The sequence below is a fragment of the Candidatus Electronema sp. JC genome, from assembly GCF_048287365.2.
Lineage (GTDB): Bacteria > Desulfobacterota > Desulfobulbia > Desulfobulbales > Desulfobulbaceae > Electronema.
In genome coordinates this window covers 1-19,121 of the sequence record NZ_JBLWEM020000010.1, presented here as the reverse complement: position 1 = coordinate 19,121, position 19,121 = coordinate 1, and the positions used below count along the sequence as shown (strand labels likewise).

The window sequence follows — 19,121 nt, the reverse complement described above, 5'->3', positions numbered from 1 at the left end:
AAATCGACGAAGCTGGCCATCCCCTTGGTCGCCAGCACACGGGTGATCGCCGCTGTCAGCGTGGTCTTTCCGTGATCAACGTGACCGATGGTCCCGACATTGACGTGCGGTTTCGTCCGCTCAAATTTTTCTTTTGCCATTTCTGTCTCCTCAGACAAAAAACAAATCTCACCAGCCGGTTGCTGCCGCCTGACAACGACTACGTTTCAACATGGAGCCCACGATCGGATTTGAACCGATGACTTCCTCCTTACCAAGGAGGTACTCTGCCACTGAGTTACGTGGGCCTGCGTATTTCTTGCGATCTGGAGCGGGAAACGAGACTCGAACCCGCAACCCTCAGCTTGGAAGGCTGATGCTCTACCATTGAGCTATTCCCGCTTGCTGCTCTTCAACCGGCGGAACCGCGCCTGAAAGCCTCGCGCCGCCGCGACAGGATGGTGGAGGGGGGAGGATTCGAACCTCCGAAGGCATGAGCCGGCAGATTTACAGTCTGATCCCTTTGGCCGCTCGGGAACCCCTCCAAACAGAATTCAGCGGACAGGAGCCGGAATCTCCGGCCTCTCTCCGCCGCGCTCTGGCTGCGCTGGAGCTGGCGATGGGACTTGAACCCGCAACCGCCTGATTACAAATCAGGTGCTCTGCCAGTTGAGCTACGCCAGCACAAGATGCGGGGTTATTATAGTCAAAAAAAAACAGAAGTCAAGCCTTTTTTGCGGAATCTGCATCCGGTGCCGCCCGGAAGACACGCTTCCGGGCGGCGCGGCGGGCAGTTCAGCCCTTGACGTAGGCGGAATCGCGGTAGCGTTCAAAGGCCAGCGCGAAAGTCCGGTAGACCAGATGGGCGAACTTGGTGTAAGGCATGTAAAGGAAGAGCATCATGACCGAAACCAAGTGCAGATAATAGGTCAGGTAGCCGAGCGAGGGGCTGCCGACGAGCCGCAGCAGCTGCGCGCCGAGACCGGTCACGCCGACGGCCATGATCATCCAGATCAGGAACCAGTCATAGAAGGTGTTTTGAGCGCAGCCTTCCGCCTCCATGCGGCTGCGGTTGCGCCAGAGCTTGTACACGCCGAAGATCAAGGCGGCAGCCGCCACGTTGGCCACCCATTTGACCGGATTCCACATGGACATTGGCCCGTGCATCCCTTCGATGAACTGGCCGAGAAAATCCTGGGCGAAGAAGGAGTAGGCGGTGACAAAGAGAAGGGCGATGAAGGCCCACATCAGTGGCTGATGGCCCTGCACGCGGTCTTGATTGGCCTCGCATTTTTTGAAGCGGTCATGCCGGACGATCTCGACCACCGACGGCCAGAGGAACTCTTTCACGAACTGCACCGGCGAGGGCTTGGAGAAGGTCTCTGTCACTCCGGCGTTTTCCGACATCTTCTTCCACATCGCCATCACACCCCTGACAGCGGCGAAAACGGACAGCGCGGCGGTCGGAATCATGAAGAAGTCGATGAAAAAGGTCGTCTTCGGCAGCAGCTTGAAATCCCAGTGGCCAAAAAACTGGCTGTAGCCGATGTCGAGAAAGTCTTTCGCCTCCGGCACATGCGAGCCGGAAATCATCCACATGATGAAGACCGTCACCATCGGAATGGCGAGCAGGATCGGCAGGTTCTGGCCCTTGCTGGCGAGATCGGCCAAAAAGGACGGCCAGCCATAGTGTCTGTAAGCGGAAGCGCGGATCGCGCCCATCACATCGCCGGGCCGCGCACCGCGCGGGCAGTAGGCGGTGCAGTCGCCGCACTGATGGCAGAGCAGCACGCTGGGGTCGCCGAGCAGCTTGTCCTTCAGGCCCCACTGGGCGAAGAGCATCTGCTGGCGGGGAAAAGGATTTTTGTCGGTGGACAGCGGGCAGACCACCGAGCAGGTGGCGCATTGGAAGCATTTTTTCAGCGTGTCGCCGCCTGCTTCCTTCATTTCTTTGATAAAGTCTATATCTGGCTGCATGTTCACAATATTGTTCTCCTGAAAGATGACCGTTTGGCCGCCGCCTGCCGAACAGCGCGTCCGGCAGGCGAAAGTTCAGCGCGGCAGGGAGATCAGAAGCCCTTGAAGGGATTCGGCCCCATCTCTTTGATGGACTCGACAAAGCTCTCGATGATGCCGGGAATCTTGTCGTAGTCGCTGATCGCCACCTGCTCGGCGGCGACGCGCTCCGGCTCCAGACCAAGGGTGCCGAGGGTCTCGCCGATGTTGGCCATGCGGCGGTTGGCGATCTCGGAGCCTTTGACAAAGTGGCACTGGTAGTTGTCGCCGTAGCGGCAGCCAAGCAGAAGCACGCCGTCCATGCCGGAGGACATCGCGTCCTTGATCCAGACCATGTTCACCGAGCCAAGACAGCGCACCGGAATGAAGCGCACCAGCGTGTTGAGCTTGTTGCGGCGCATTCCCGCCATGTCAAGGGCTGGATATGCGTCGTTCTCGCAGACAAAGACGGCGATGCGGAGCTTGTCCTCGTCGTCATCCGGCACGTTGATGGCTTTGACCATCGAGCCGATCATGTCGATGTTGTAATCAGCAAAGCCGATGATCCGCTCCGGGCAGGCACCCATGCAGGTGCCGCAGCGGCGGCAGCGGGTCGGGTTGGGCAGCGGGGTGCCTTTCGCATCGTCGTCGAGTGCGCCGAAGGGGCATTCCTCGGTGCAGCGTTTGCACTGGGTGCAGCGCTGGAAGAAGAAGTCCGGGAAGGTCATATCGCCGGAACGCGGATGCACGGCCACGCCACGGTTGGCGGACTCAATGCACTGAATCGCCTTGAGTGCCGCGCCGGTTGCGTCGTCAATGGTCTCCTCCATCGTCTCCGCCTTGCGCACGCCGCCGCAGGTGTACACACCAGTGCGCCGGGTTTCGTAGGGGAAGCAGATGAAGTGGGAGTCGGCGTAGCCGTCAAATAAATCCAAATCCAAGAAGGCCGGGCCTTGGCGGTAGGCCAAGTTGACGGTGGGCGCGTCGGCGGTGGTCGGCACCATGCCTGCGGCCAAAACCACCATGTCCACGTTCAGTTCCAAGTTCTCGCCAAGCAGGGTGTTCTCAGCAGTCACTTTCAGGCCAGAACCGCATTCCTCAACCTTGGTCACAGCGGCCTTGGTCATGAACACGCCGTCGCGCTGCTGCATCCCTTTGTAGAACAGCTCGGTGTTGCCGGGGGTGCGGATATGCTGATAAAGGATGTAGGCTTGGCCGTTCTCGTTGTCGTCGCAGACATACTGAGCCTGCTTCAGAGCCACCATTGAGGTGACAGAGTTGCAGTAGGGAAAATCGCGGTCGTTGTCCTTGCCGCCGGGGCTTTGGATGAAGGCGACTTTGCCCGGAACCTTGCCTTCCTTGGCCAGCTTCTCGAACTCGGCGTTGGTGACGACATTTTTCAATTTGCCGTAGCCGAGATGCTCGTACTCGGAAACATCCGCAGGCCGCCAGCCGGTGGCCAAAACCACTGCGCCGTAAACCTCCGCATTATCATCCACAGCGGTGTATTTTTGCAAACCGGCGTTGGGATCTTCCTTCTCGCCCTTGTCGATCTTCTCCTGCTCGTCAACGGTCACTTTGGCCGGAGCGTCCCACTCGTTTTTGCTGCCAGCGGCCTTGAAGGAAACCTTGAACGCGCCGGGCGCGCCGCCGATGCGGGCCACCTCGGTCTCGGTCTTGACAGTGATTTTCGGATTGCCGGTAGCGGCGGCGACGAGCTGCTCGATGTTCGGCTGCTCCAGCTCGGAATACGGATACGCAGTCGGGAACATTTTCCGCCAGCCAAGAGCCTTGCCGCCGAGCTTGGCGGTTTTTTCGACCAGCGTCACCTCGTAGCCCGCCTTGGCGGCCTCAGTCGCTGCGGTCAGACCGGCGATGCCGCCGCCCATGACTAAAATCTTCTTGCTGATGTTCTCCAGCAGATAGGGCTTGGGCAGCTCGCTTTTCTGAGCGCGGGTGACGGCCATGCGGACATAGTCCTCGCCCAGCTCCTGAATGAACTCGTCGCCCTTCTCAGCATCACCGGCAACCCAAGCCACCTGCTCGCGCAGGTTGCCCCGGATGGTGATGGTGTTTTCGCCGAAGCTGAACACGTCCTGCATCACGCGGGGCGAACAGGCGCAGATCACGAGGGTGTTGACCCCTTTCTCAGCGATGTCCTTGTTGATCAGGGCCAAGCCTTCCGCGCCGCAGAGGCAGTCATGCTCCTGCATCTCGATGCCGGTCTCGGAAGCGGCGTTTTTCAAGCCCTCGGCATCTAAGACATTGCCAATGCCGCAGCCTGTGCAGAGGTACGCACCATATACTTTGCTCATTGTTCTCTTCTCCTCCTGCTATGCGGTCTGGATGGCTTTCAGGGCGGCGGCGGTGCCGGATTGGGCGCAGGTATAGACATCAGCGGCGGACTTGGCGCAGCCTGCGGCGATCATGCCCTTCTCAGGCTCGGAAACCACAAAGCCGTTGCCGTCCATCTTCAGGCCCAATGCCTTGCCTTGCTCGCCAAGGGCGGGCTGCATTCCGGTGGCCAGAACGCACATGTCAACTTTCTGCCGGATTTTCTCGCCGGTGACAGCGTTTTCTGCGATCACGGTCACGCCGCCGTCGCTCTCGGCGACAATGTCAGCGACCTTGCCCTTGATGAACTGGGCATTGGCATCCGTCCGCAGTTTCTCGCGGAAATGCTCGTACTTGCCCGGCGTGCGCAGGTCAATGTAGAAGACATAAATCTTGGCGTTCGGATACCGCTCGCGGACATAGGTCATCTGCTTGAAGGTGGCCATGCAGCAGATGTAGGAGCAATATTCGAGATGGTTCTCGTCGCGGGAGCCTGCGCACTGAACAAAGGCGATGGACTCAATCTCCTTGTTGTCGCCGGGACGGACGATCTTGCCGCCGGTCGGGCCGTTGTCCGCCGCCATGCGCTCCATCATCATGTTGGTGATGATCGCGGAGGAGGATTCCGGCTTGAGATTGGTCAGCTTGCTGGAGTCATAGGGATTCCAGCCGGTGGCCCAGACGATGGAGCCGACATGCAGGGTGAAGGTCTCGGCCTGCATGTCGGTGTCAATGGCGTTGTACTTGCAGGCACCCTTGACCGCTTCCAAGCAGGCTGAAGAACAGGCGTTTTTATTCAGCACGTAGCGGCGCGGGAAGGCCATTTCATGCGGCAGATAAATCGCCTTGGTTTTGTTCATGCCGAAGTTGAAGGCGTTGTCGATCTCGTCGGTGCAGGCTTGAGCGCAGTCGCCGCAAGCAGTGCAGTTGGAGTTGACATAGCGCGGCGCGGTTTCCAGCGTCACTTCGTAGTTGCCCGGCCCGCCCGACACCGACTTGACCGTGGTCATGGTGTAAGTGCGGATTTTGCGGTTGTTCTTGACCCGCTTGAAGTTGATTTCCAAGCCGCAGGACGGCGGACAAAGTTTCGGAAAATACTGATTAAGTTGGGCCACACGACCGCCGAAGTACGGATTCCGTTCAACAAGGAACACGTCCTTGCCAACTTCCGCAGCTTCCAGCGCAGCGGTAAGTCCGCTGATGCCGCCGCCCACAACCAGCACCGCACCAGTTTTCGCAGCATTGCTCATGCCAAACCTCCATAAAAACTGCTGGTATTGATAAATTACTTATTCTGGTTCACCTGCAACGCATGACAGATGTCCTGCGGCACAAATCAAACAGAATTGTTCTGTTAAATCCAAAAAAGATAATAATCAAAGATTACTTATTCATCACTCACAGGCTATCATCACTTATTTGTTTTGATTTGTTTTAGACGAAATGGTCTTATCGGCGGCAACTCTTTATGACCTAGTTTCAACTCAGTTCTAAGTTGCTCTCGTAAATCCTCTAAAAGATTCTGTAGCAGGGAGCCATCACCTGAGCTTGCGGCCACACAAAATTGATGTGCCAATTGAACTTGGTTTGTTTCACCCAATAATTGAATATCTGCTATGGCTGATTCAAAGTCCTCACTTCGATATGCTCCTGCGACAGGTGTACTACCGCGTTCTAACTTTCTAAAGGCCTCTATAAGGTATTCAATTCTTATCTCTTTTTTTCTTTTCTGGTCTTCTCTATGTGTTAAAAGTATATGGCCTATAATAATACCAAAGATGCCTGTAATTGCTGGAACTACATATTTCCACTCAAACATTGACAGTTTCTCCACACCGCTAATTACTACTTGTTATCAGATTTTTTGTTTCTAACAAGTCGTTATAACCTGTCACTGCCTCACCTATTACCTTTCAAAAGACTATAAAGTCCTCAATAATCCCGTTTGTCTTTACGTTTGATTTCTCACAGTACCAAAAAACTGATGAATCATAACCATGCTGCTGTTCATAATATAAAATCTCCAAACCCCGTTGACGAGGTCTGGAGATTCTCACTCGATAAAACCGCGCAGACCGCTATGCTGGACAGAAGCTGCAATCAGCCCTGTCCGCAGCCGCTTAGATTAGATCCAAGGCTCGGTCTCAACGATGTTGATGCACTCGACCTTCTCGCACTTCCACTCCTTGGTTGCAGGATCGAAGGTGGAGTTGACGAACGCCTTCCAGTTGGCATCGTCAACGGTCGGGTAGTCAGAGCGGTAGTAGAAGCCCGGATAACGGGACTCCTGACGGAACTCGATGTGGCGGATGTGGGTCTCCACGCACCAGATGCGGTGGTAGTTCTCCCAAGCGCGCATCAGCTCATGCAGGTCGCCAGCAGCCATCTTCTCGGCATCCTCGCGCAGCATCCGCAGGAGGTCGAGGCAGATGTTCAGCATCTTGCCGGAGGTCATGTAGTAGGTGGCAACACCGCCGCCGTACTCGTCAGTGGCCTTCATCAGGCGCATCATGATGCCCTGCGGCTTGCAGTAGTTCGGGTTGACATCGGCAGCGGTGGTGGCGCCGACATGCTGCAAGTAACGGGTTACAGGTGCGTAGATCTCAGCGGCCAGCTCGGCTGCGGTCTGGGCCAGCTCAGGCTTGAAGCTGGCGTTGTCGCGGCAATACTTCACCATCTGCTTGCCAACGATGCGGCCTTCAGCATGGGAACCGGAAGAGAACTTATGACCGGAAGCGCCAACGCCGTCACCAGCAGTGAACATGCCGTTGACGGTGGTCATGCGGTTGTAGCCCCACTTGTACTGATGCGAACGCGGCTTGCCCTGAACATCCGGCACCCAGCTCTCGTTCGGGCCGGAGGTCCAAATGCCGCAGCAGCCGGAATGGGATCCCAGCATGTACGGTTCGGTCGGCATGATCTCGGAGCCGACTTTCTCCGGCTCGATGTTCATGCCCGCCCACAGACCAGCCTGGCCGATGGACATGTCGAGGAAGTCCTCCCATGCCTCAGACTCCAGATGCTTCCAGAACTTGGCAACATCCTTCTCGTTCTTGCCCTGAGCGCGCAGCTCGTCGAGGAAGGAGTTCAGTGCCACGTCGGTAGCCATGTACACCGGGCCACGACCTGCTTTGAACTCGTTCACCATCAGGTGGTTGCGCAGACAGGTCGGAGTAACCGCAGAAGCACCGTACGGCATGAACTTCTTCAGCTCTTCTTTGGCTGCGTCGCCCATGGCGTAGAACTCGCCGTTGCCGTTGGACACTTTGGCCTTGAACAGGAGGAACCATGCGCCAACCGGGCCGTAACCGTCTTTGAAGCGGGCCGGGGTGAAGCGGTTCTCCATCATGGTCAGGGTCGCGCCAACCTGAGCGCACATGGTGTAGGTGGAACCTGCGTTCCATACCGGATACCATGCACGGCCTTTGCCCTCGCCAGTGGAACGCGGACGGAAGATGTTGACCGCGCCGCCGCAAGCAACCATAGCGGTCTTGCAGGTGAAGACGTGAACTTTGTTCTCACGGGTGGAGAAACCAACTGCACCGGCGATGGTGTTCGGCTGATTCTTGTCCAGCAGCATCTTGACGATGAAAACGCGCTCCATGATGTTTTCTTCGCCCAGCGCCTTCTTGGCAGCCTCAGCAACGATGCACTTATAGGACTCGCCGTTGATCATGATCTGCCACTTGCCGGTGCGCACAGGCTGACCGCCCTCGCGCAGGCTCTTGGCCGGCTTGGCACCGTCCAAGTTGGAGCCGTCCTCAGCCTTCTTCCAAATCGGCAGGCCCCACTCCTCAAACAGCTTCACGGACTCGTCCACGTGACGGCCCAGATCGTAGATCAGATCCTCGCGCACCACGCCCATCAGGTCGTTGCGGACCATCTTCACGTAGTTCTCAATCGCGTTGTCGCCAATGTAGGTGTTGATGGCGGACAGACCCTGAGCAACTGCGCCGGAACGCATCATCGCGGCCTTGTCAACCAGGATGATCTTCATGTCGGCAGGCGCCCACTTTTTGATCTCGAAGGCCGCGCCGCAGGCGGACATGCCGCCGCCGACGATCAGCACGTCGCAGTTATGCTCAACAATGGCCGGATTGGCAACCGCAGCCAGCTCGCCTTTCGGCTTGTTAGGTAAAGCCATGTTCAATGTCTCCTTTATCTGATCAGATTCAGTTGAAAGCTGTTATTTCGCGAGCATGGTCGGAGCCTTCAGCGCGGTCTCCAGTGCCAGGCACTCGTCATCGAGGTTCGCGCCTTTGACATCGGCGTAGGCGTTGGCAGAACCCTCGGCGGTGGTGCGGATCGGGAACTTGAAGCGCTTGATGTTGCCGTTGCGGAACTTGATCGTCCACATGATGGAATCGGACGAGCGCATCGGATGCACCTGGCCGCCCATCGGCACAAAGTCATCATAGCCGCGCACCGCGATGGCGCCCTGCGGGCAGATCTTGACGCAGGAGTAGCACTCCCAGCAGGCATCCGGCTCTTGGTTATATGCCTTCATCGCCTCAACGTTGAGCACCATCAGGTCGTTGGGGCAGATGTACATGCAGGCGGTCTTGTCGCCGCCCTTGCAACCATCACATTTTTCAGGATTGACGAAACTTGGCATTTAAACTACCTCCTATTGGATTTTCCTGATGACAGCGAGGAACGCCGCCACATTAAGATTGACCGCAGTTGACCCGCAGAAACCGCAACATTCTGTTATTTGTGATAGAATTCGGCGCATTGAAAATAACTTGCCGATTTTATTGAATTTTTCAAAACCGGAGCAATTCGGGCCGCGCGGCTGCAAGTGAATCACTTATTAATTGTTTGTCCGTTCAATGTCAAGAAAAATCGTCCAAAAACGCATCGCCCGGTTTGTTGTTTTTCTCATCAAAAAAAATCATAAAGTCCATCAGCGGGAAGGCGCTGAGCCGCGCCGCTTTTTCGCAGGAAAGGCTTGCCTTCGTCCGCCGCTGTGATAAACTTGCCGCTAAGCCGCAGTGTTGCGCTGACTGCCTGCGGCCTCCCCTGAACTGCTGCTGGAGCCGCCGCATGGCCGCCGATCTTCTGCAATTCGCTGCCGAGCTGATCAAAGTCTTCTGGCTGCTGCTGCCCGCTGTCCTGCTGGTCAAGCTGCTCCGATCCCGGCGGTGCAAAGGCTGGCTCGGCGAGCGGCGGGTGCGCCGGGCTGTCCGGCGGCAGTTCGGCGGGACAGACTGCCGCCTGTTCTGCAATCTCCTCCTGCCGACCAAGGACGGCAGCACCCAGCTGGATCACGTGCTGGTCGTGCCGCAAGGCATTTTTGTCATTGAGACCAAAAATATGAGGGGACTGATCTCCGGCAGCAGACAGGAAAAAAATTGGACGCAGGAGATCGGCGGACAGACGCGCAGCTTTCAGAATCCTCTCCACCAGAATTACAAGCACACCAAGACCTTGCATGAGTTGCTCGGCATTCCTGAACAGCAGATTTTTTCGCTCGTGGTCTTTGTCGGCAGCTGCTCTTTCGGCACGTCGATGCCGGACAATGTGGTTGATCTTGACGGTCTGATTTCTTGCATCAAGGCCCGGAAAAAACGGCTCTTCAGCGCGGCGCAGACCGAGGCTGTCGTCAAAGCGATTCAGGCCGTTCAACTGAAAGATAGCTTCCGCAACCGGCGCAGGCATGTCCGGCATGTGCGGGCCATCACCGCCGCCCGGCAGAAGCAGCCGCAGCCATGCCCGCTCTGCGGCGCGGAGATGCGGCTGCGGGAGGCCCGGCAGAGCCGCAGGCCGTTCTGGGGCTGCTCGAAATTTCCCCAGTGCCGGGGTGTGCGGGATGCCTGAGCTACCGGAACTTCCTGATGGACAAAGCCGCCCGGACGGGATATCCTTTTCCGCCGGAGAATCCGGCACCGGCGGGCTGCTTCCGCCGCAACTTCAACGCTCTCTGATCATGCGCACACTCATCACCGGCGGCGGCACCGGCGGCCATCTTTTTCCCGGCATCGCCTTGGCGGCGGCCCTGCGGCGGCGTTTTCCTGGCTGCGAAATCATGTTCATCGGCACCCAGCGGCAGCTTGACCGCGACGCGCTGGCCGGGCTGGATTTCCGGCAGGAGGCCATCAGCTGCATGGGCCTGAAAGGCATGGGCCTGGCGCACCGGCTGCGGAGCCTCGCCAGCCTGCCCAAGGCCGTGCTGGAAGCGACCCGCCTGATCCGGCAGTTTCAGCCTGCATTGGTTTTCGGCGTGGGCGGCTATGTCACTGGGCCGGTGCTGCTGGCGGCCCGGCTGCTCGGCGTGCCAGCCTGCATCCATGAGCAAAACGCCATTCTTGGCCTCGCCAACTGCCTGACCGCCCGGTTTGTCAATAAAGTCTTTGTTTCCATTCCCGGCGACTATCCATTCCCGCCGAAGAAAACCGTGGTTTCCGGCAATCCAGTCCGGACGGAGATTTTGGCTGCTGCGGAGAAGAAGCAGAGCGGGCAGAAAAGCGGCCAGCCATTCACTCTGCTGGTTATGGGCGGCAGCTTGGGCGCGCACCGGGTCAACCTGCTGATGCTGGAAGCAGCCGGGCTTCTCAAAGAAAAAATAAAAACGCCCTTCCGGCTGATTCACCAGACCGGCGCAGCCGATGCCGAGCAGGTGCGTGCTGGCTACGCCGCCGCAGGCATTTCAGCTGAAGTCGCACCGTTCATCAAGGACATGGCCGCAGTGTACGCGCAAGCGAATTTGGCCGTGGCGCGGGCTGGGGCCACCTCGCTGGCCGAGCTGGCGGTGATGGGCCTGCCTGCCATCCTCATTCCTTATCCGCACGCGGCGGACGATCATCAAGCGGCCAACGCGCGCTATTACGTTGCAGGCGGCGGGGCGAAGATGTACAGGGAAGCAGAGCTGACTGCGGCGCAGCTCGCCGCAGCGGTCGCGGAGCTGGCGAAAGACAGTGCGAGGCGGGCGGCAATTGGCGCGGCAATGCGGCAGCTGGCTGTCCCGGACGCGGCGGAGCGGATTCTCTCCGAGTGCATGACACTGCTGGCGGAGAAGTAAATACGCGCTCAGGCTGGCTCCTCCGTCCACTGCATCAGCTCGCCGAGGGCGGTGGAGGAGGTCAGATACGGCTCGCGGTGGAGCATGGCCCGGTGCCGCGTCTCCTCCAGCAGCCTGCACAGCGGCCAGTCAGCGGGGTTTTCTTCCGGCGCGGGCGGCAGCTCGGCGACATGCCCCCAAAGATGCTGGAGGGCGTTGCGCAGGCCGCCTTGGCTGGGCGGCTGCCGCAGCTGCTCAGTCAGCAGCCGGGCCAGTTCAACGAAATCCGCTTGGCCTCCGGCAAGTTCCCGGCCAATTTGCTGGTAAAGCGGCACATCGCGGGCCAGCACGGAATATTTATGCTGGCTCCAAAGCTGCTGGGCGTTGCGGGGCAGCGGAATCCGCCCCTGCTCGCGTTCGACGTATTTGGCCCGCAGCAGCGCGAATTGCGCCGCAGGCTCGTCGATGTACACCACAGGCCACGCCTCGCCGCCGGGCGGGAGAGGCAGCGGCGGCGACTGCTCCCGCCAGCCCCGCAGCGTCATCTCGCAGGCGAGCTGCCGGTGCCGCCAAGCAAGGGCCGGGCCGCAGCCAGTCCAGCGCAGGGTTTCCGGGTGGCGGGAATAGCCCCTTTTCCCCAGCGCAAGAATGGAGAGGATCGCGTGCAGCTCCCGATGTTCGCCGAGCAGGCTCTGCCGGTTGAGATAGCCCGGGCTGATGTCCCAAATCCGCATGACTGCTGTTCAGCTCATAAGGTTTGCAGTTGACAGCAACAATTCAACAGACCGGAACGCCATGAAAAGCTGTCACAAAGAACTGTGGTTTGAGATCCCGGCCCGCCGGGGCTTTGTCAACATCACCCCGGAGGTCGAACGCTGTCTGGCGGAGTCCGGCATTCAAGAAGGGTTGTGCTTGGTCAACGCCATGCACATCACCGCCTCGGTCTTCATCAACGACGACGAGGCTGGCCTCCATCATGATTACGAAGTCTGGCTGGAGCGGCTGGCTCCCCATGCCCCGACCAGCCAGTACCGCCACAACGGCTATGAGGACAATGCCGATGCGCATCTGAAGCGGCAGGTCATGGGCCGGGAGGTTGTGGTTGCGGTCACGGCGGGCAAACTCCATTTCGGCCCTTGGGAGCAAATTTTCTACGGCGAATTTGACGGGCGGCGGAAAAAGCGGGTGCTGGTGAAAATCATCGGCGAATAGCCGCCCGCGCCCTCAGTTCTGGCAGCGGAGGAAGGCCGCCTGCACCGTCAGCGGCACGTTGAACCACGTCTCGCTCCGCCCCCACTCGTCATAGCCCAAGCTGACCCAGCCGCCTTGGCTGACCCAGTCGCTGTAGCCGAATTTCCAGCCGCCCCACTGCTCCCGGCAGTCGTAGGGCTGCTCCGGGCCGTAATAGATAAAATCCAGCCCCTTGTCTTTTGCAGCCTGACGGCTTCTGCCGATCAGCAGCAAGTCCGCGCCCCAGCGCATGGCCTCCTGCTCGACCGTTTTGGCGATGCCCCGACCGCTGGAGCCTGCCGGAATCCAGATCAGCAGATGCGCGAAAACTGCGCAGCCGGGCCGGGCCTGATCAGCCCGGAAAATCGTGCGGATCTGCTGCGCAGGCGGATAAGCCGCGCCGCCGGGCGGCTGGCTTCCTGTTCCGACAAAAGGCAGTTTTTCCAAAACTGCGGGCGTGTTGTCCCAGACCGCCTCGGCGCGCTCCTTGATCCCGCAGCCGCCGAGCAGCGGCAGAGCCGCCAGCAGGGCGGCAGTTTGGATGCTCCTGATCATCGCGTTTTTCTCCCAGCATTGTTATGTTGCGGACGCAACGGCTGCAAGGGCGGCCAACACTATTTCCGCACCCGCATCAGGCATTGCCAGAAGCGTGGCGGCGCAGGCCGCTTGGAGTCGAGCAGAAAGGACTCCAGCCGCAGGATTTCAAAAAACGGCTCAACAGCGGCGCAAATCTGCCCTGCCGAGAGCCGGGGCGGGCCGTCGCCATGCGCTGGCTGGTCGGCGTTGCCGATCAGGCTGAACCAGAGGCCGCCCCGCTCCAAGCAGGCGGCGGCCCGGCGGGCGAAGAGGGCGCGGCGCTCCTCGTCCATGCCATGAAAACAGCCCCGGTCAAAAAGAAAAGCGAACGCGCTGTCCTCCAGCGGATCGTTGAGAAAATCGCTCTCGATGAAACGGCACTCCACCCCGTTTTCCGCCGCCCGCTGCCGGGCCAGCCGCACCGCGCCGGCGGCGATGTCCATGCCGGTGACATGCAGGCCCTGCCCGGCCAGCCAGACCGAATTGGTGCCAGTGCCGCAGCCGACCTCCAGCGCCTTGCCGTCAAATTTGGGCCAAGCGCCGATCAGCTCGGTCAGACAGCTTGCCGGACGGCCGCTGTCCCACGGCAGCTCTTCTTTCTCATACCGCTGCTCCCACTCGTGCTTTTCCTTCATTGTCCGCCTCCTGTCAAGATTTTTATGCCTGCGCCAAGCTGATCTGCAAGGGAATGCAATGCAGGCTTTTGCTCACCTGCTGGGTGCGGCCCAGCTTCCAGTCCCCGCATTTGGCTTTGCCGTCGAGTTTCTTTTCGATCTCCGTCACCAGCCCGGCGATGTTGATCACCTTGTGCCGGGCGAAAACCTCCGGCAAGCCGCTGGTCAGATTGCAGGCCAAGCAGCGGCCAGGCCGCTCGTGCAGGTCAAGACTGAAATGCAGGCTGCCGCTGTTCTGCCCTTTAAAGGTCAGGGCGATGTCATACGCGCCTTCTTCCGCGTCGCCGAACAGGGCTTCAAAAAAATCGGCGGTGCGCTGGGCGGGGAAAAGCTGACTCAGGACATCCTCGGTGAAAATTTCGTGCATGGAATTCATCGGAATCGGGTTGAATGATAACTTTGATCAATTGCGCTGATGCGCGGCTGCTGGAAATCTACTCACGCCGCCGGACGCTGTCAACACATTGATTGCAGCGGACGGACGGCTGTGGTAAACAGTCGGGCGGACAGCAAATCATCACTTCTTCCAGCAAAACGGCCATGAACTGCCAGCAGGCGCAGCACTTTCTCGACCAGCTCCAGCTTTTCAAGATCAAGTTGGGGCTGGATTCCATGCAGCATTTTCTTGCCCGGCTCGGCGATCCGCAGCGGCTGCTGCGCTGCGTTCACATCGCGGGCACCAACGGCAAAGGCTCGGTCGGCGCGGCATTGCACGCCATGCTCACAGCCGCTGGCTATAAAACCGGCTTCTACACCTCGCCTCATCTCAGCTCGGTGCGGGAGCGCTTCCAGATCAGCGGCACGTACATCAGCAAGGAGGATTTCGCCCGCCTGATCAGCCGGATTGAGTCGGTGCTCGATGGCCGCCAGATCACCTATTTTGAATGCACCACTGCTTTGGCCCTGCTCTGGTTTGCGGAGCAGCAGACTGATTTCGCCGTGCTGGAGGTGGGCATGGGCGGCAGGCTGGATGCGACCAACGTGGTCACGCCGCTGGTGTCCGTCATCACCAACGTGAGCATGGATCACGAGCAGCATCTCGGCGACACGCTGGCCAAAATTGCGGCGGAAAAAGCCGGGATCATCAAGCCCGCCGTTCCGGTGGTCTCTGCCATCGCCGAGGACGAGTCCGGCAGAGTCATCCGCGAGACCTGCGCTGAACGGCAGGCACCGCTCTATCTTTTTGGCCGCGACTTCAGCGGCAGCGGCGCAGGCAGTCTCTGGCAGTATCAGGGCTTGGACGGTCTGAAGCTGACTGATCTGCCCATGCCCCTGCGCGGCGGCCATCAGATCAGCAACTGCTCGCTGGCCTTGGCCGCTGTGCAGCTGCTTCAGCGGCAAGGCTGGGCAATCAGCGAGGCGCAAATCCGCAGCGGCTTGGCGCAGACGCGCTGGCCAGGGCGGCTGGAATATTTCCGCAGCGAGGGCAGGCAGTTCCTCTTGGACGGCGCGCACAATCCGGCAGGCGCCGCCGCGCTCCGGGAGGTCTTGTGCAGCGAATTTCCCCGCCAGCGGCTGATTTTAGTCTGGGGCGCAATGGCGGACAAAGACATCAATGCCGCCCTGCGTGAGGTCGCGCCGCTGGCTGACCGCATCATTCTGACCAAAGCGGCAGATTCAGAGCGGGCCGCCAGCCCGGAGCAGCTGGCCGCTGTTTTGCCGGAAGCATCGCAGGCAAAGGTCATCTGCGCCGCTTCGATTCCTGCGGCCCTTGATCAAGCGCGCGCTATGGCGGCGGAAGATGATTTGATCTGTGTTTCCGGCTCGCTGTACTTAATCGGCGCGGCCCGCGAGCTGCTGCTTGGAGGACTGACCGATGCGGAAGAATGAAGGCTGGGACGATCTCAGCTTTGGCGTGGACGAGGCGTTCATCCGCGCCGAGCGCAACAAAGCGAGAGACCTGCGCCGCAGCCGCTGGTGGCAGCAGAAAACTGCGCCCGGCCTCTGTCATTACTGCCAGCAAAAATTCGTGCCCGGCGAGCTGACCATGGATCACGTCGTGCCGCTGGCCTTGGGAGGCCGCTCGGTGAAAAACAACCTTGTTCCTTGCTGCAAGGAATGCAACACCGCCAAGCGGGCCTCGCTGCCGCCGGAGCTGGAGGCGCTGTGAGCGTCAAGCGCCGCCATCGTCGGCAAGCCAGCGCTGCAATGTGGCGGCCAGCTGCTCGCGGTTGATGGGTTTGGTCAGATAATCGTCCATGCCTGCGGCGAAGCATTTTTCCTGATCACCGCTCATGGCGTTGGCGGTCATGGCGATGATCAGGCGGCGGCGGCCATGCAGGCGGCTGCACAGCCGCTCCCGCAGTTCCGCGTCCAGCTTGTTCGACAGCGCGTCGCCGCCCTCCTCGCAGCTGCGGATGATCCGGGTCAGGCTGTAGCCGTCCAGACGCGGCATCTGCACGTCAGTGAGAATCAGGTCGAAGCGGTCGTCCTCCAGCAGGGTGTGCAGGGCCTCCATGCCGTCCACCGCCTCTGTCACCTGATGCTGAAATTTTTCCAAAACCACCCGGAGCAGGAAGCGGTTGGCCGGATTGTCCTCGACCAGCAGGACGCGCACCGGGCGCACCTTAGCCGCCTCCAGCGTGCAGGCGGCCTGCTTCTGCGGCGGCTCCTCGGCGGCATGGCCGAAGATGACGACAAAGATGAAGGTCGCGCCTTTGCCGTATTCACTTTCCACCCAGATCCTGCCGTCCATCAGCTCGCAGAGCTGACGGCAGATGGCCAAACCGAGGCCGGTGCCGCCGAACTTGCGCGAAACCGAGCTGTCCGCCTGCGAGAAGGCGGTGAAGACTGTGCCGATTTTGTCCGCCCGGATGCCGATGCCCCGGTCGATCACCGAGACCCGCACAGCGACGCTCTCCGGGCCGATTTTCTCTGGGACGACGACGATGCGGATCGGCCCTTTTTCCGAAAACTTGATCGCGTTGCTGAGAAGGTTGAGGATGATCTGACGGAAGCGGAGGCTGTCGCCCTCCACCGCCTTGGGCAGCTCCGGCGAGAGATCGAGGACAATGTCCAGCCCCTTTTCCTGCGAAAGCACCGAGACGGTGCGGACAGCAGCCTCCACCGCCTCGGCGAGGATGAAGGGATGCTCGTCCAGCTCCATCTGCCCGGCCTCGATCTTGGAGAAATCGAGAATGTCGTTGATCAGCGAGAGCAGCGAGTCCGCCGAGAGCTTGACCGTCTCCAAATAGCTGCGCTGCTGCGGGTCAACGGCCTTTTCCAAGGCCAAATCGGTCATGCCCATGATCGCGCTCATCGGCGTGCGGATTTCATGGCTCATATTAGCAAGGAAAACCGATTTCGACTGCGAGGCCGCCTCAGCCCGCAGCCGCGCCTCCTGAAGCTGCTGCCGCATCCGCAGCAGCTCGATCTGGGTGCCGATGCGGGCGCGGACGATCTCCAGCTTGAAGGGCTTGGTGATGAAATCCACCGCGCCCGCGTCCAGCCCTTGCAGCTCGTCGCTCTCCTTGTCCAAGGCGCTGAGAAAAATCACCGGAATCTGCCGAGTGCGGCTGTCGGCCTTCAGACGGCGGCAGACCTCGTAGCCGTCCAAGCCCGGCATCATGATGTCTAAAAGAATCAGATCGGGCAGCGGCTCCTGCATGGCCAGCTCCAGCCCCTGCGCGCCGCTGGTGGCAACCTTGATTTTGTACTCCGGCGACATGGCCTCGCCCAAGAGCATCAGGTTGTCGATGATGTCGTCGATGATGAGGAGGGTGTGTTTTTTTTCGCTCATACGTTCCACAGCCGGAATCATTCGGCGCACAGGGAAAGCCGCCTGCGGCAGATTCAGCGGCTTTTCATAACTGAACATCAGAGCCGCTGCTTCTCTCTATCGCATCTCATGATTTTTAGCAATATTTTTCCTCAGCTCCGCTGCGGCGAGCCTTTATCTCCGCCGGTACTCCTCAGCCCGGCGGACAATGAACTCCTGCCACGACGGATCGTTGAAGGCGTGGGCGATGGTGAAAATGTCCTTGTCGCCCCGGCCTGACATGTTGATGATGACCGCCTGCTCAGGCGACATCTGCGGCGCCTCTTTGATGGCCTGAGCAAAGGCGTGGGAGGACTCCAAGGCCGGAATGATGCCTTCCGTCTTCATGGTTAGCTGAAGCGCGGCCAGCACTTCATCATCCGTGGCCGCCTCAAAGCGCACCCGGCCTTTCTCGCCGAGATCAGCGAGTATCGGCGAGATGCCGACATAATCCAGCCCAGCGGAAATCGAATGCGTGTCGAGCATCTGGCCGTCGCTGTCTTGCAGGAACTTGGTTTTATAACCCTGCGCCACGCCTGCGGCAGCCCGGTCGCTCAACATGCGGGAGGCGTGCTTGCCGGTGTCGAGTCCTTTGCCGCCTGCTTCCACGCCGACTAATTCCACGCCGTTTTGATCAAGAAAGCCCTGGAAGATGCCCATCGCGTTCGAGCCGCCGCCGACGCAGGCATACACTCTGTCCGGCATCGCGCCGCGCTGCTCGATGATCTGCCGCCTTGCCTCTTGGCCGATAATAGATTGAAACCACGCCACCATTTCCGGGAAGGGATGCGGCCCGCAGGCGGTGCCGAGCACGTAATGCGTCGTGTCCATGCTCGCCACCCAGTCGCGGAATGCCTCGTTGATCGCGTCCTTGAGGGTGCGCGAGCCGTCTTTCACCGGCACCACGGTCGCGCCCAGCTTCTCCATCCAGAAAACATTGGGCCGCTGCCGCGCAACGTCCTCTTCGCCCATGTAAATCGTGCAGGCAAAGCCGAAGCGGGCGGCCATCGTCGCCGTGGCCACGCCGTGCTGGCCCGCGCCGGTCTCGGCAATGACCCGTTTCTTGCCCATCCGCCGCACTAACAGCCCTTGGCCCATGACGTTGTTGGCCTTGTGCGCGCCAGTGTGGTTGAGGTCTTCCCGTTTGATGTAAATCCGCGCCCCGCCAAGCTGATTGGAGAGGTTTTCCGCAAAGGTCAGCGGCGTTGGCCTGCCAGAGTAATTGGCCATCAGGTCAACGTATTCCTGCCAAAAGCTGGCATCAGCCCGCGCCGCCTCGTATGCCGCGTTCAGCTCGGCAAAGGTTTGATGCAGCACTTCCGGGATGAACGCCCCGCCCCATTGTCCGAAGTATCCTTTTTTCATGGTGTGTTGTTGTTGATCTTGCTAAATTCAAGTTATAAGTGCATAACCCATGATTTTCCTGACATCAACGCTGCCTGAACATCTTCTCAAATTTTGGTAAATGTGAACCATAAGTGATCAATTAAATAAAATACTATCATTATGGTGATGAATAAATCTCCAAACAGATGCTGTCAAATTCTCAATACTTCTCGAAAATGACAATGTCTTT

General features: G+C 59.4%; 18 protein-coding genes and 4 tRNA genes. 5 read left to right on the top strand and 17 right to left on the bottom strand.

Going from position 1 to position 19,121, the window contains the following annotated elements; genetic code table 11:
* The 11 genes from ACNKH3_RS01490 to aprB form a co-directional block, all read right to left on the bottom strand.
* The coding region (locus ACNKH3_RS01490) for a GTP-binding protein (protein ID WP_417916983.1) at positions 1–140 on the bottom strand (140 nt) is incomplete at its 3' end.
* 72 nt (positions 141–212) lie between these two features.
* A tRNA-Thr gene (locus ACNKH3_RS01485) sits at positions 213–287 on the bottom strand.
* 19 nt (positions 288–306) lie between these two features.
* A tRNA-Gly gene (locus ACNKH3_RS01480) sits at positions 307–381 on the bottom strand.
* A gap of 57 nt (positions 382–438) precedes the next feature.
* Positions 439–524: transfer RNA gene (locus ACNKH3_RS01475), tRNA-Tyr, on the bottom strand.
* Positions 525–587: 63 nt separating this feature from the next.
* Positions 588–663: transfer RNA gene (locus tag ACNKH3_RS01470), tRNA-Thr, on the bottom strand.
* Between the two features lie 111 nt (positions 664–774).
* The gene (gene qmoC / locus ACNKH3_RS01465) at positions 775–1,956 is read right to left on the bottom strand and encodes a quinone-interacting membrane-bound oxidoreductase complex subunit QmoC (RefSeq protein WP_420207981.1); all 1,182 of its coding nucleotides are present in this window, start codon (positions 1,954–1,956) and stop codon (positions 775–777) included.
* A gap of 92 nt (positions 1,957–2,048) precedes the next feature.
* On the bottom strand, positions 2,049–4,289 hold the full coding sequence (locus ACNKH3_RS01460) for an FAD-dependent oxidoreductase (RefSeq protein ID WP_417915866.1): 2,241 nt from the start codon (positions 4,287–4,289) through the stop codon (positions 2,049–2,051).
* Positions 4,290–4,307: 18 nt separating this feature from the next.
* A complete protein-coding gene (locus ACNKH3_RS01455; RefSeq protein ID WP_417915865.1) occupies positions 4,308–5,558 on the bottom strand; it encodes a CoB--CoM heterodisulfide reductase iron-sulfur subunit A family protein in 1,251 nt (416 codons plus the stop codon).
* Between the two features lie 161 nt (positions 5,559–5,719).
* The gene (locus ACNKH3_RS01450) at positions 5,720–6,127 is read right to left on the bottom strand and encodes a hypothetical protein (RefSeq protein WP_417915864.1); all 408 of its coding nucleotides are present in this window, start codon (positions 6,125–6,127) and stop codon (positions 5,720–5,722) included.
* A gap of 306 nt (positions 6,128–6,433) precedes the next feature.
* Positions 6,434–8,452 (bottom strand): adenylyl-sulfate reductase subunit alpha, encoded by a 2,019-nt coding sequence (gene aprA, locus ACNKH3_RS01445; RefSeq protein ID WP_420207980.1) that lies wholly within the window; start codon positions 8,450–8,452, stop codon positions 6,434–6,436.
* A gap of 42 nt (positions 8,453–8,494) precedes the next feature.
* Positions 8,495–8,923 (bottom strand): adenylyl-sulfate reductase subunit beta, encoded by a 429-nt coding sequence (gene aprB / locus ACNKH3_RS01440; RefSeq protein WP_417916067.1) that lies wholly within the window; start codon positions 8,921–8,923, stop codon positions 8,495–8,497.
* 431 nt (positions 8,924–9,354) lie between these two features.
* Here aprB and ACNKH3_RS01435 point away from each other — a divergent pair, with 431 nt between their 5' ends.
* Both ACNKH3_RS01435 and murG read left to right on the top strand, forming a co-directional pair.
* Positions 9,355–10,128 carry an NERD domain-containing protein gene (locus ACNKH3_RS01435; RefSeq protein ID WP_420207979.1) on the top strand — a complete coding sequence of 258 codons (774 nt, stop codon included), beginning with the start codon at positions 9,355–9,357 and terminating at the stop codon, positions 10,126–10,128.
* 109 nt (positions 10,129–10,237) lie between these two features.
* Positions 10,238–11,329: an undecaprenyldiphospho-muramoylpentapeptide beta-N-acetylglucosaminyltransferase gene (gene murG / locus ACNKH3_RS01430; RefSeq protein ID WP_417916069.1), complete on the top strand. Its 1,092-nt coding sequence runs from the start codon at positions 10,238–10,240 to the stop codon at positions 11,327–11,329.
* An 8-nt stretch (positions 11,330–11,337) separates the two neighbouring features.
* On the opposite strand, the gene ACNKH3_RS01425 is transcribed toward murG, so the two are convergent.
* On the bottom strand, positions 11,338–12,042 hold the full coding sequence (locus tag ACNKH3_RS01425; RefSeq protein ID WP_417916070.1) for a DUF1722 domain-containing protein: 705 nt from the start codon (positions 12,040–12,042) through the stop codon (positions 11,338–11,340).
* Between the two features lie 61 nt (positions 12,043–12,103).
* On the opposite strand from ACNKH3_RS01425, the gene ACNKH3_RS01420 reads away from it, so the two are divergent.
* Complete coding sequence (locus ACNKH3_RS01420) at positions 12,104–12,520, top strand: secondary thiamine-phosphate synthase enzyme YjbQ (protein ID WP_417916071.1); 417 nt, start codon at positions 12,104–12,106, stop codon at positions 12,518–12,520.
* Positions 12,521–12,532: 12 nt separating this feature from the next.
* Here ACNKH3_RS01420 and ACNKH3_RS01415 read toward each other — a convergent pair whose 3' ends face one another.
* The 3 genes from ACNKH3_RS01415 to ACNKH3_RS01405 are packed head-to-tail and all read right to left on the bottom strand — an operon-like array spanning position 12,533 to position 14,164.
* The gene (locus tag ACNKH3_RS01415) at positions 12,533–13,093 is read right to left on the bottom strand and encodes a hypothetical protein (protein ID WP_420207978.1); all 561 of its coding nucleotides are present in this window, start codon (positions 13,091–13,093) and stop codon (positions 12,533–12,535) included.
* 59 nt (positions 13,094–13,152) lie between these two features.
* Positions 13,153–13,749: a class I SAM-dependent methyltransferase gene (locus ACNKH3_RS01410; RefSeq protein WP_420207977.1), complete on the bottom strand. Its 597-nt coding sequence runs from the start codon at positions 13,747–13,749 to the stop codon at positions 13,153–13,155.
* Positions 13,750–13,771: 22 nt separating this feature from the next.
* Positions 13,772–14,164, bottom strand: coding sequence for a pancreas/duodenum homeobox protein 1 (locus tag ACNKH3_RS01405; protein ID WP_420207976.1), 393 nt, complete (start codon positions 14,162–14,164; stop codon positions 13,772–13,774).
* A 164-nt stretch (positions 14,165–14,328) separates the two neighbouring features.
* On the opposite strand from ACNKH3_RS01405, the gene ACNKH3_RS01400 reads away from it, so the two are divergent.
* Complete coding sequence (locus tag ACNKH3_RS01400; protein WP_417916919.1) at positions 14,329–15,618, top strand: bifunctional folylpolyglutamate synthase/dihydrofolate synthase; 1,290 nt, start codon at positions 14,329–14,331, stop codon at positions 15,616–15,618.
* Positions 15,605–15,898 (top strand): HNH endonuclease, encoded by a 294-nt coding sequence (locus ACNKH3_RS01395; protein ID WP_417916920.1) that lies wholly within the window; start codon positions 15,605–15,607, stop codon positions 15,896–15,898. The genes ACNKH3_RS01400 and ACNKH3_RS01395 overlap by 14 nt, the downstream gene beginning before the upstream one ends.
* A 3-nt stretch (positions 15,899–15,901) precedes the next feature.
* Here ACNKH3_RS01395 and ACNKH3_RS01390 read toward each other — a convergent pair whose 3' ends face one another.
* A complete protein-coding gene (locus ACNKH3_RS01390) occupies positions 15,902–17,527 on the bottom strand; it encodes a response regulator (protein WP_417916921.1) in 1,626 nt (541 codons plus the stop codon).
* A 153-nt stretch (positions 17,528–17,680) separates the two neighbouring features.
* Complete coding sequence (gene trpB, locus ACNKH3_RS01385) at positions 17,681–18,910, bottom strand: tryptophan synthase subunit beta (RefSeq protein WP_420207975.1); 1,230 nt, start codon at positions 18,908–18,910, stop codon at positions 17,681–17,683.
* Positions 18,911–19,121: the final 211 nt, after the last annotated feature.

Coding starts and splice junctions, on each gene's coding strand:
- murG (WP_417916069.1), top strand. CDS start 10,238: ATGCGCACACTCATCACCGGCGGCGGCACCGGCGGCCATCTTTTTCCC.
- ACNKH3_RS01450 (WP_417915864.1), bottom strand. CDS start 6,127: ATGTTTGAGTGGAAATATGTAGTTCCAGCAATTACAGGCATCTTTGGT.
- aprB (WP_417916067.1), bottom strand. CDS start 8,923: ATGCCAAGTTTCGTCAATCCTGAAAAATGTGATGGTTGCAAGGGCGGC.
- qmoC (WP_420207981.1), bottom strand. CDS start 1,956: ATGCAGCCAGATATAGACTTTATCAAAGAAATGAAGGAAGCAGGCGGC.
- aprA (WP_420207980.1), bottom strand. CDS start 8,452: ATGGCTTTACCTAACAAGCCGAAAGGCGAGCTGGCTGCGGTTGCCAAT.
- ACNKH3_RS01435 (WP_420207979.1), top strand. CDS start 9,355: ATGGCCGCCGATCTTCTGCAATTCGCTGCCGAGCTGATCAAAGTCTTC.
- ACNKH3_RS01405 (WP_420207976.1), bottom strand. CDS start 14,164: ATGAATTCCATGCACGAAATTTTCACCGAGGATGTCCTGAGTCAGCTT.
- ACNKH3_RS01415 (WP_420207978.1), bottom strand. CDS start 13,093: ATGATCAGGAGCATCCAAACTGCCGCCCTGCTGGCGGCTCTGCCGCTG.
- ACNKH3_RS01410 (WP_420207977.1), bottom strand. CDS start 13,749: ATGAAGGAAAAGCACGAGTGGGAGCAGCGGTATGAGAAAGAAGAGCTG.
- ACNKH3_RS01420 (WP_417916071.1), top strand. CDS start 12,104: ATGAAAAGCTGTCACAAAGAACTGTGGTTTGAGATCCCGGCCCGCCGG.
- trpB (WP_420207975.1), bottom strand. CDS start 18,910: ATGAAAAAAGGATACTTCGGACAATGGGGCGGGGCGTTCATCCCGGAA.
- ACNKH3_RS01395 (WP_417916920.1), top strand. CDS start 15,605: ATGCGGAAGAATGAAGGCTGGGACGATCTCAGCTTTGGCGTGGACGAG.
- ACNKH3_RS01400 (WP_417916919.1), top strand. CDS start 14,329: ATGAACTGCCAGCAGGCGCAGCACTTTCTCGACCAGCTCCAGCTTTTC.
- ACNKH3_RS01390 (WP_417916921.1), bottom strand. CDS start 17,527: ATGAGCGAAAAAAAACACACCCTCCTCATCATCGACGACATCATCGAC.
- ACNKH3_RS01425 (WP_417916070.1), bottom strand. CDS start 12,042: ATGCGGATTTGGGACATCAGCCCGGGCTATCTCAACCGGCAGAGCCTG.
- ACNKH3_RS01460 (WP_417915866.1), bottom strand. CDS start 4,289: ATGAGCAAAGTATATGGTGCGTACCTCTGCACAGGCTGCGGCATTGGC.
- ACNKH3_RS01455 (WP_417915865.1), bottom strand. CDS start 5,558: ATGAGCAATGCTGCGAAAACTGGTGCGGTGCTGGTTGTGGGCGGCGGC.